Annotated in this window: 4 protein-coding genes; all 4 read right to left on the bottom strand. The window is 70.0% G+C overall.

What is annotated here, in order from left to right; translation table 11 throughout:
• Positions 1 to 76: 76 nt before the first annotated feature.
• The 4 genes from O7620_RS05095 to O7620_RS05080 all read right to left on the bottom strand — a co-directional run bounded on the left by O7620_RS05095 (position 77) and on the right by O7620_RS05080 (position 10828).
• Positions 77 to 1348 carry a CehA/McbA family metallohydrolase gene (locus tag O7620_RS05095; protein ID WP_278122057.1) on the bottom strand — a complete coding sequence of 424 codons (1272 nt, stop codon included), beginning with the start codon at positions 1346 to 1348 and terminating at the stop codon, positions 77 to 79.
• A 146-nt stretch (positions 1349 to 1494) separates the two neighbouring features.
• Positions 1495 to 7632, bottom strand: coding sequence for a S8 family serine peptidase (locus O7620_RS05090; protein WP_278126874.1), 6138 nt, complete (start codon positions 7630 to 7632; stop codon positions 1495 to 1497).
• Between the two features lie 64 nt (positions 7633 to 7696).
• Positions 7697 to 7852, bottom strand: coding sequence for a hypothetical protein (locus O7620_RS05085; RefSeq protein ID WP_192580342.1), 156 nt, complete (start codon positions 7850 to 7852; stop codon positions 7697 to 7699).
• An 81-nt stretch (positions 7853 to 7933) separates the two neighbouring features.
• Complete coding sequence (locus tag O7620_RS05080; RefSeq protein ID WP_278122056.1) at positions 7934 to 10828, bottom strand: LuxR family transcriptional regulator; 2895 nt, start codon at positions 10826 to 10828, stop codon at positions 7934 to 7936.
• Between the last annotated feature and the right edge of the window lie 8 nt (positions 10829 to 10836).

Here is a 10836-nt window from a genome sequence, read left to right as displayed (position 1 = left end):
CCATCTCGCGGATCCGAGCCGGTCCCCGGAACGACGGGCACAGCCGTCCGTGGCTGGCCCGCCGCACCTCGGGGGTTCAGGGGCGCAGCCACCAGGGGCTGGTGTAGGCCACGCCAAAGTCGTTACACGGGTGACCAGCCGGGCCAGGGGTGCCGTTCGGCAGGGACGGGTCGGAGATCCGAAGCACCACCCAGTCGCCGTCGGTGACGGTGAGCGGCACGGTGAAATCGGTGACCCGACCGTTGACGGTGTCGATGACGTCGACGACGGTCGGCGCGGAGGAGCCCGGCCGGAGCACCTGGATCCGCAGCGGCTTGCCGTCCCAGGCCGAGCCGCGGTCGAGGTCCAGCAGGAACCGGACGTCGCCGGAGGTCACGTTCAGCACGCCGCCCATGCGTACGCCATTGGCCGTGGCGTCCACCCGGAGCCCCGAGACGCGCGTGGCGAAGGATCGACGGGCGGCCATCGCCTCGAACACCGCGGCGCGGGTGTTCTCGGCGACCCACAGACCACTGCGCCCCTTACCCTCGTGGAAGCCCCAGGTGGTGCCGTGCTCGTCGGTGACGCCGGTCAGGGCCGGCCGCCAACCGGCGTTCAAGCAGGCCACCAGCGGTGACGTCAGGCCCGACGACCAGCCCTCGAAGAGGAAGTCGTCGGTGCGGTTGAACATCTCCAGTCCCACGAGCTGATCACGGGCCGAGGCGTTGAAGGAGAAGTTGTTGAACCGGCCCACCTCGCGGCCGGGGTGGTTGAAGCTCGCCAGACCCCCGGGCCGGCCGGTGAGCCAGTTGTACAGGCTGCCAGGGCTGCCGGCCCGCAGCAGATCGGCGAAGTCGGAGGTGTTCCAGACGTTGATGTGCCCCTGGAGAGGATGCGACCACTCGAACCCTCGGATGGCGGTGAACTGACCCGGGTCGTTGGCCGCGTTGGCCAGGTCGCCGGTGGTCCGCCACTCGGACGAGCTGAGCCCGTCGATGGAGAAGAGCGTGGCGTGATCGGTGAGCGCGGCCACGTCCAGACCGGCCTCGCGCATGGAGGCGAACGCGGCCTCGGCGCTGCCGTCCCCGTCCGACATGACCGTGTGGTTGTGCATGTCCGTGTGGACCAACATCGTGCCCTGGGTGATCAGGGATGTCCGGCTGGCGCCGGTCGCCGCGGTTGGGGCGCCGGCCCTCGTCGTGTTGGCCGCCCGGGCCGCGGTCGGCAGCGCGGCCAGCATCAACGTCCCGCCGGCACCGGCCAGAAGCGTCCGTCGGCCGAAGCCTGTGGGGACCTCGACCTGGCCGTACGGCACCTCGTCGTCGGACCGCTCGTCGTGGTGGCAGTGGTGCGGGTGGTGTCCAGTCATGGATATATAGATATGGATGTAGCTGACGGAGACGTCACACGGAGCCGTCAGGTGAGCGAACAGTGCGGTACGCCTCACACCGCAGCAGCGGTCAGGGCCTCCACGGACATCGTCCCGCGGAGGCCCCGACCACTGGGGTGGCTATCTCAGAGGCGGGGATCCTCCTGGACCTTGAGGGCGTTGAGGATCGGGTCGCTCTCCCCCTTGTCGCGGAGGAGCTCGATCTTCAGATCGCCACCGGCGTGCTCGACGGTGACCGTGTTCAGGTCCGCGGTCAGCGCACCCACCTTCGCCTGCACGTCGTGGTCGTAGAGCGCGATCCTGCCGTCGGCGAGCACATCGAAGGCACGCTTGCCGGCCTTGATCTTCTCGATCTCCGCGAAGTCGAGGCCGATCCGGTACGTCCCGGCCGGGGCGTTCTTGAACACGTAGCTGAACGTCTCGCCGGTCCGCTGGGTGCGGAACAGCGCGTCGTCCTCGGTGCCGGCGATGTCGGCCTTGGTGGTACGTACCTTGCCGCCGACGTAGCCCCACTGCCGCGAGCCGACCGCCTGGTCGGGCGACCAGAAGAAACCGTCGGCATCGACGTACCCCGACCCGCCCGCGTCGACGCCCTTCGTGTAGGCCGACGTCGCCAGCCGTACCGACTTGAGCTGGGTCTCAGCCTTGCCGGTGGTCGACGTCACGAGCACGTCCCCGACGAGCACGCCGGGCTTGCTGCCGGCGCTGTCGGCCGTCACCGTGACCGTGGTGGCCTTTCCGGCCGCGAGCGTGACCGTGCCGGTCGCGGCCGCGCCCGTCAGGGTCAGCCACGGAAGGTCGACGGCCTCGTGCCCGCCGTCGCTGGTGCGCTTCTGCTCGCTGACCCGTACCTGCATCGGGGCGGAGCCGGTGTTGGTGACGGTCACGTCGGCCGTCGCCTTCTGACCCTTGTCGAGGAGCCAGTCGAGCTCAGCTCCGGTGACGCTGGCGATGCCCGTGGTCAACGCCGTGTCCGCCACCTCGGCCTGATCCTTCTTGGCGATGGTCACCGGGCGGCTGGCGGTAACGTAGTTCGGGGCCCCGACCTGCACGGTGTTCTCGCCGACCAGCGCCTGGGCCTTCCACCGGCCCTTCACGTCGGTCGTGATGACCCGTTCGCCGGCCGGCCCCTTGAGCGTGACGATCGCGCCCTCGATCGGCTTGCCGTCGTTCTTGTCGGTGACCGTGCCTTCGATCGTGCCCGCGGCCGGGAGGGTGTACTCCAGGCCCAGGCCAGCCTTCAGGACGGGCTGGTCGAAGGAGTACTGGCTCGCCGGGTTGCGCGTCAGGCTCTCCACGCCGACCGTCGCCGACGACCCCTTGGTGAGGGGGTTGTCACCGCCGACGCCGTCGCCGTACCCGATCTGGATCCGTCCGTCCGCGATCAGCGTGACCGAGAAGCTCACCCGAGCCGTCCGGTCGCTGGAGAAGGTGACGTTGCGCCACTCGATGACCTGCGCGGCCAGCCCGTCCACCTCGGTCGTGCCGAAGTAGATGCCCGCCTCGTCGTCGACGACCAGGTCGTCCCAGAACGGGTAGATCGCGTCGAACGGGTACGGCGACGGCAGTGCCGTGTTGCTCGCCGGCGCGTCGGCGCGGTCGAAGATCAGCGTGCCGTTCGCCGACACGCAGACGCCGTCCCAGGCCGTGTCGTAGAACGGCGCCAGGAAGGTGGAGTCGAACCACAGCACGTCGCAGAAGTCGTCGCCGTGCCATCCGGACTCCTGGGTGCCCTGGCGGTAGAGCCCGTCGGTCACCTTCATCGAGTACGAGCGACCGGCGGGAGCCACCGGCACCGGACCCGGATCCGGCTGCTCGGGCTCCGGCTCCGGCTCCGCCGCGTCCGCCCGCGGGTCGAGCGTCACCCGCAGCGCGGCGATGCTCGGGGCCTTCAGGCCCTTCGAGCCCCGCAACTCCACGGTCAGCGGACCGCCCTCGTGCGTCACGACGGCCTTACGCCAGTCGGCGGCGTTCGGCCCCACGGCCCCGGTCGGGTCGTAGGCGTAGTCCGTCAGAGTTCCGTCCACGACGACGTCGAACACCCGCTTCCCCTTGGCCACCTTGTCGATCTCGGCGAACCCGAAGTCGATCGCGTAGGTGCCCTTGGGCGCGTCGGGGAATCGGTAGAACAGTTGCTTGTCCGCTGTGGTGCGCTGCGACTGGAACAGGGCGTCGTCCGTCGTGCCGGCGATACCGGCCTTCGTGGCGGTGACCTTCGTCTTGTTGCCCTCGTAGCCCCACGCCTTCTTGCCGGCGGGCTGGTCGGCGGACCAGGCGTAGCCGGAGCCGTCGGTGAGCTTCGCACCGCCGGCGTTGACACCGACCTGGTACTTCGTGGTCGTGAGCGTCACCGGGACGTAGCTCCTGGGCTGGCGTCCGGAGTTGGACCGCACGACGATGTTCGCGGCGAGGACTCCGGGCTTGGCGCCCTTCGAGGAGATCGACACCTTGACGGTCGTCGACTGACCGGGGGCAAGGGTGCCGCCGGCCGAGGAGAGCGACAGCCACGGCAGGTCAGTGAGCAGATCGTCCTCGACGTCGACGAGCACGACGTCGTCGGCGACCTGGTCCGCCGCCCACAGCGCGCCGGTCGAGTCGGTCTCGAGGCCGCCGCCCTGGGCCACCTTCTGGCCCGGGAACCACCACGCGTTCACCAGCGAGCAGTCGTCGGGGTTGATCTGCAGCAGGCGGCTGGTCCGGTTCCAGGTGAGGTCGGTGTACCAGATGGTGTTGGACGCCTGGTTGTAGGCCAGGCCCATCACCTCGGTTAGCGGCGGGGTGCAGTAGGACAGCAGCGCGCCCGGGTTGTCGTGTGACGTGCCGGCGACGGTCCCGATCTTGCCGTTCCGTCGGCCGCCGACGTAGAACACGTCCCGGGTCGGGTTGTAGGCGAGCCCGGTCAGCTGCGACGTGGAAAAGTCACCATTGATCTGCCTGGTCTCCTTACCGGTGTCCCGGTTGAAGCAGTGGATGAGGCTGGCCGGGCTGTCCTCCATCTGGCACATGTCACCGGTCTTGGTGTCGAGCGCCATGTCGAACGCCCGGTACGGGGGGTTCCACGCCGCGTCGAAGACCTTCCCGGTCGGCTTGCCGGTCACCGTGTAGGCGGTGTTGGTCCGCTTGTTGTAGTCGTGGACCCAGACGTCACCGTCGTAGCCGATGCCGGTGACCTCCTTCTCCCCGGTCCGGCCGGGGATGGGGATCCGGGTGATGACGTCGCCGCCGACGGTCGCACCGACCTTGGCAGCCGCCTGCGCCTCCGCGGTGCTCGACTTGGCCGCGATGCCGTCGACGTTCGACGGTTGCATGCCGCTGGCGTCCTTTTTCCACCCGGCGAGGTCGATCGTGCTGGCCGCGCCCGTACCGGTGCGCCGAGTGGCGCCGGTGGCGTCGAGTTCGGGGTGACGCTCGGCCTCGCTCAGGCTGTACGTGAGGGGGGCGGAGCCGTTGTTGGTAAGCGTCAGCGAGCCCGTGCCGTTCTGGTCGGTGCCCAGCAGCGTCTCGAGGCCGTCGGCCTTCAGGCCGGCGACACCCGTGGCCAGGCGTGCGTCGATCGTGGCCTTCGCGTAGAGCTTCTTCAGCGAGAAGGGGTACGCAGCGGTCGAGTAGTTGCGCGCCTCGACAGTCATGGTGTAGCTGCCGACCGGAAGCTGGCGGTGCACGAGGCCCGTGCCGTTGGTGGTGACGGTCTCGACCAGCCCGTTCTTGTTCGAGATCGAGACCTTGGCGTCGGCCACCGGTAGCCCGTCGTTGCGGTCGACGACGGTCGCGTCGAGGTATCCGAAGTCAGGCAGGTCGTAGGTGACGATCATTCCGTCGTGCAGCACCGGAGCGTGCTCGGAGAAGCGGATACCGTCGACGCCGGCCCAGCCCTGGATGCCGGTGATGGCGTTCGCGCCGGCGGTCACCGGGTCGTCGGTCCCGAAGCCGTCGCCGTACCCGAAGATCATCGTGCCCGAGCGGGTGAAGGTGGCCGAGAAGTTGACCGGCTTCGTGTACTCCGACCGGTTCGGGTAGGCCCAGAGCTTCGCGTTGCGGTACTCGAAGACGAACGCGTCCTCACCGTTGACCTTGGTGGCGGCCGTGAAGACACCACCGCCTTGGGCGAACTGGACGGGGATCTCGACATAGAGCGGGAAGGCGCCCGCGCCGCCGTAGCCAGGGTCGGTGGTGCCGTCCGGGGAGATCACGCCGCGCAGGCCGACGCCGAGAGTGTCGTGGCTGCCGTTGTAGAGCGCGATCGGGAACGGCAACTTCACCGTCGCCCACACGCTGCTGCCGAACGCGACCGGTTCGGTGCCGCGCAGGTACTCGCCCTCGGAGAGGGCGCAGCTGTAGCCGCCCTTGTCGACGACGAGCCCGACCGGGATCGTAGGCGACTCGTTCCGCGCGCCGACGGTCAGTGGGAGCGTCGTGGGCGAGAAGCAGGCGTTGGGCGTGACGGCCAGGCTGTACGTGCCCTCGGGGACGGCGGTGATCGTGAACGCGCCGTTCGCGTCCGTGCGTACCGGCTTCAGCGGCGTGTCCCGGACCGAGACGTCGGCGTTCGGGACGGGCCGCTTCTTGTCGTCGACGACCTTGCCGCTGATGTCGTGCTTCGCGGCGGCCGTGAGTTTCAGCGTGACGGGGGTGTCGTGACCGAGGGAGACCGTGACGTTGGCGGTCGTGGTCAGGTAGCCGAAGACCTTGGTGCTGAGCTGGTAGTCGCCGACCGGGAGGTTCGTGGTGAACCGGCCGTCCTTGTCGGTGCCGATCGACCGGCTGAACGGTCCGCTGATCGTCACCTCGGCGGCGGGGACCGGGGCGCCGTTGGCGGTGACGACGCCGGTGAGGGTGCCGCCCTTGCGTGGCGCGAGCTCAAGCAGGCGGAGGAGGTCGAGCCGGCCCTCGCCGTACTTGTTGTTGACCTCGGCGGTGCCTCCGCACTCGGTGTCGTCGACGTCGACGGCCGACTCGCCGAGCAGCCGGCGGGTCTCGTCGACCTGCCCGATGAGGGTCGGGTCGTAGCTCCACAGCGCCGCGACGGCGCCGGCCACGTGCGGGGCCGCCATGGAGGTGCCGGACTCCTCGATGTAGCTGTTGTTCGGGTACGACGAACGGATGTTGTCACCCGGCGCGGAGATCTCGGGCTTGATCCGACCGCCTTCGCCCGCGCCCTTGCGAGAGAACAACGCGAGCGTGCCGTCCGACGAGTAGGCGCCGACGGAGTAGGCGCTCTCGGTGGCACCGGGTGAAGAGACGGTGTCGCAGGCCGCGTACGGCGAGGTGTTGCCCGACGCCCAGACGCTGAAAATGCCCGCAGCGGCCCAGGCCTCGTCGACGGCCCGGAAAAAGTCGCTGAAGTCGTGCTCGGCGTTCTGGCCCCACGAGTTGTTGACGATGTGGGGGCGCTTGGACGGGTCGGGGTTGTTGCCCTGGAGGTCCGTCGGGGCGAGCAGCCACCAGGCGGACTGCAGCAGCGACTCGATGCCGGTGCTGTCGCAGCAGCCGTTCGTCGCGATCCATTGCGCGTCCGGGGCGACGCCGATGTGGTTGGCGCCGTCATCGCCGACCATGGTGCCCATGGTGTGCGTGCCGTGTCCGTTGTCGTCACACGGCGTGCCCGTGCACGAGCCTCGGGTGGCCATCCAGTTGTAGTTGTGATCGAGGGTGCCGTCGGCCTTCAGGCCGCGGTACTGGTGTGCCAGAGCGGGGTGGTCGAACTGGACGCCCGAGTCGACGTTGGACACCGTGATGCCCGCGCCGGTGGCACCCATCGCCCACGCCTGCGGGGCGTGAATGGCCTCGAGGCCCCAGGGGACGGCGTCCTGGGCGCCGGCCTTCGGGGCGGCGGGTCGGGCAGCCTGGTCCGCAGGGAGCTTCTTCTCCACCGGCTCGACCAGCGCGACCTGCGGCGCCGCGTGGATCTCGGCGACCTGTACCCGTGCGGCCACGTCGAGGGCGAGCTTTTCGGTGCCGCCCTTGACGAGCACGGCGTTGGCGATCGGGTAGGGGGTGTACTTCACTCCGGCCCGGTCGAGTTCGGGGGAGACGGCGGCCAGGGAGCTCTTCGACGCCTTGGTCAGGGCGTCGTAGACGAACTGACCACGGGCGCTCCAGTCGCCGATCTTCTTCGCCGGCGTGAGGTCGGCCCCGGCGCCGAAAGTGATCCAGAAGTCGGAGGCTGGCTGCGAGTGGAAGCGGTCCTTCAGGGTCGGCGCGATCTTCCTGGCCGCTGTGCCGGGGTCCGGCTCGGCGGCGGACGCCGGTATCGGCTGGAGCATGCTCACGCCGACCGCTGCGGCAAGTGTTGCCGCTAGGGCTTTGAATCTCATCGGGGTCCTTCGCCTACAGGGGTTGGTAGGGGTCGTGGCTCTCGTGGTCGTCGGCGTCGCGGGCGTCGACGGCATTGCGGGAGCTGTCGTGCGGCTCCCGCGGCAGCTCCAGAGGCGGCGGCGGATCGTCGATGGCGGAGTCGTCACGCACGACAGGTCGCTCAGGCATGCATTGCCCGTGGGCTATGGATCATGTAGTCATGCTCGGCCGAGACGCGCGACCTTAGCTATCCAGCGGATACGTCAATTTTCACGACGCGTCGTCGCGGGCGTCCTCTTCGGCGAACACTCCGGCCTCCACGGCCTTGACCGCGAGCGAGGTCCGGGAACTCACCTTCAACTTGCGCATCGCCGCACGTAGCTGTTGATCCACCGTGGCCGGCGACTTGGCCAGGATCCGGCTGATCTCCCGGTTCGTCTTGCCGGCGACAACCAGTTGGACGACGTCCAGCTCGCGCGGTGAGAGCTGGTCGCCGTACCCGCGTCGGCCGCCGCGCCACAGTCGCGGGACCTCGGCGCCGTGTTCGCGGAGCCGCTGTGCGACACGGTCCGCGTCACCGCGGGCACCGAGCCTGAACAGCTGCTCGTACTGTGCCGCCAGCAGCTCTCGGCCCTGGTCGATCTGGCCGTGCGCGACGAGAGCCTCGGCTTGACGCTCCCGGGCGAGCATGGCGTCGTAGGGGCGTGGCAACGCGCTCCAGGCGCGCGCCGCGCGATCGTAGGCGGTCGCCGCGCGCGCGTGGTCTCCGGCTGCGGCGAGCAGCAGGGCACGGCACACGGCCAGCGCGGCGCGGGGCGCAGGCGCGGTACGGCCACGCAGTCCTCTGGCGAGCTGGTCGCCCAGGCGTGCCGCGGCCGTCAGGTCGCCGGCAGCGAGGTACGCCTCGATCCGGGCGGGGACGAGGTCCGTCGCCCAGATCCAGATGCCCTTTCTCCGGACGGTGTCCATCGGCTCGTTCGTGATCTGCAGCGCCCGACCGCTGTTCCCGTCCGTCAGCCACAGTCTGGCCAGCGCGGCGGCGGCCTCCATCGTGTCGTCGGCCGCGCCGAGACGGGCGGACTCCTCGAGCACCAGGCGGAACTGCTCCTCCGCGACGCGCCGCCGTCCGGCTGCGGCCGCCAACCGAGCCGCGAGGCGGATGCTGCCGAGGTAGTGCGCCGGCCGGTCCCGGTCGGCGTCGGTGAGGGCCGCGCTCTGTTCCGCGAGGCCCTCCCACCCGCCGGTGAACCACGCCAGGTTGGCCTGTTCGAGTCGGACGTTGTGCTGCAACCGGGACGCCTGCTCGGTCTCGGCAAGGCGCCTGGCCACCGCGAGGTGTCTGTCCGCGTCGGCGTAGCGGCCCCAGATCAGCGCGCCGGTGCCGACATTCGCGTGGATGCGGGCCACGTCGAGGCGTTCGGCCGCGGTCGCTCCGTCGACGGGCAAGCCGGCGACGACGTCCCAGGCCTCCTCTTCGCCGAGCATGAGCAGCGCCGCGGCCCGGTTGCCGGCCAGGTTCAGCCGCTCCGCGGGAGAGTCGAATTCGGCGGTGAGTTCACCGGCGCGGTCCAACCACCGCCGATGGGTCGACGCCGGCCACGGACCCGCATAGGCCCAGCCGAGATAGGTCATTGCCCGGGCCGCCTCGACCGGGTCATGGTCGAGGTTGGCCACCGCCCGCTCCAGCTCACTGAGCGCGGCCTGCGCCTCACCCCCGGTGATCAGGAGCCGACCCAGGGGGTTGCGGATCTCGGCCTGCTGGCGCGCGGAGAGACCGGGGGTCTCCAGCACCGAGCGCAGGGTACGGATCACGCGGTGGTAGACCTCGTCGACCGGTTCACGACGGCCCAGCGCGGCAACTCCGGCGATGCGCGCGACCCGTGCCCGATCCGCCGGCGGCAGCACGGCCCACGACAACAGCTCGACCAGCAGGTCGACCGCCTTGGTGTGGTCACCCGAGGCCATGGCCAGCTCGGCACCCTGCTCGGCGTATCGCGCCCAGGAACGCGTCTCGCCCGCCTCACGGAAGTGGTGGGCAAGGCGGGCGACAGGCGGTGGGTGGATGTTCTCCAGGGCACGGCCGGCCAGCAGGTGGATGTGTCTGCGGTCGGTCAACGGAATCGCCTCGTAGACGGCCGTCGCGGCCAGCACGTGCCGGAATCCCCACTGGCCGCGGTCGTCCGCGTCCAGGACGCCGGCGTCGGCCGACTCCGCGATGGCGCCTCGACACGCAACGGGAGACAGACCGGCGGTCACCGCGATCGTGGCCACCGATGACCGCTCGGCCAACGTGGCCGCGGCTCGCAACACCTGCTGCGCCGGCGGCGACAGACGGCCCACCCGCTCCCGGGTGGAGTCGCGCACCGTCGGCGGAACCCGGAGCTCGCGCAGCTTCAGCCGGACCCACTGCCCGTCGCGGAAGACGAGGTCGGCGCGGTCGCACATCAGGCGAACCGACTCCTCCAGCGCCAGAGGAACGCCACCGGTCCGCTCGTGCATGAACGTCGCGAACTCCTGCGATACCGGGTTGCCGTCCAGCATCGAGGACACCAGCGCTGCCGTGTCGTCGGGTCGCATCGGCGCCAGGGCGATCCTCAGCTGAGTCACGCCGGCGGGCAACCGGGACGTCAGCCGCAGCAACAGCGACCCGTCGTGCACCTCCTCCGGCCGATAGGAGATCACGAGACTGGGGCCGTCCGTCTGCTGTCGGGAGGTGACGAACAGCAGGAACTCCAGGGTCACCTCGTCGGCCCAGTGGGCGTCCTCGAGCACGAGGACGTCGACACGCAGGGCCCGCAGCAGCTCGTCCAGGGCGCGGAACAGGCGATGCCGTGCCGCCTTCGCGTCGTCCAGGGGCTGCAGTGCGGGCGGCAGGTCCGCGGACCATTCAGGGAACAGGGGCCGTAACGCACCCGCCAGGGCGGTGAGCGGCAATCGCGACACCGGGCGGTCGATGCCACGGAACGCGTCGACGATCGGCCCCAGGGTCAACGACTCGCGAAGCGGTGGGCACACCGAGACCAGGGCGGTGCGCTCGTCCGCCGTCGCCAACCACTCTCGCAGCAGTCGGCTCTTCCCGATGCCCGCCTCGCCCTCCACCAGCACGATCGCCGGCGGCCGGGCCAAGGCGGCCCGCAGCGCCGCCATCTCCCGATCACGACCCACGAAATTCG

This window comes from Micromonospora sp. WMMD710 (assembly GCF_029626045.1).
GTDB lineage: Bacteria > Actinomycetota > Actinomycetes > Mycobacteriales > Micromonosporaceae > Micromonospora.
The sequence above is the reverse complement of the archived record's forward strand: the minus strand, read 5'-3'. Positions and strand labels throughout refer to the sequence as shown.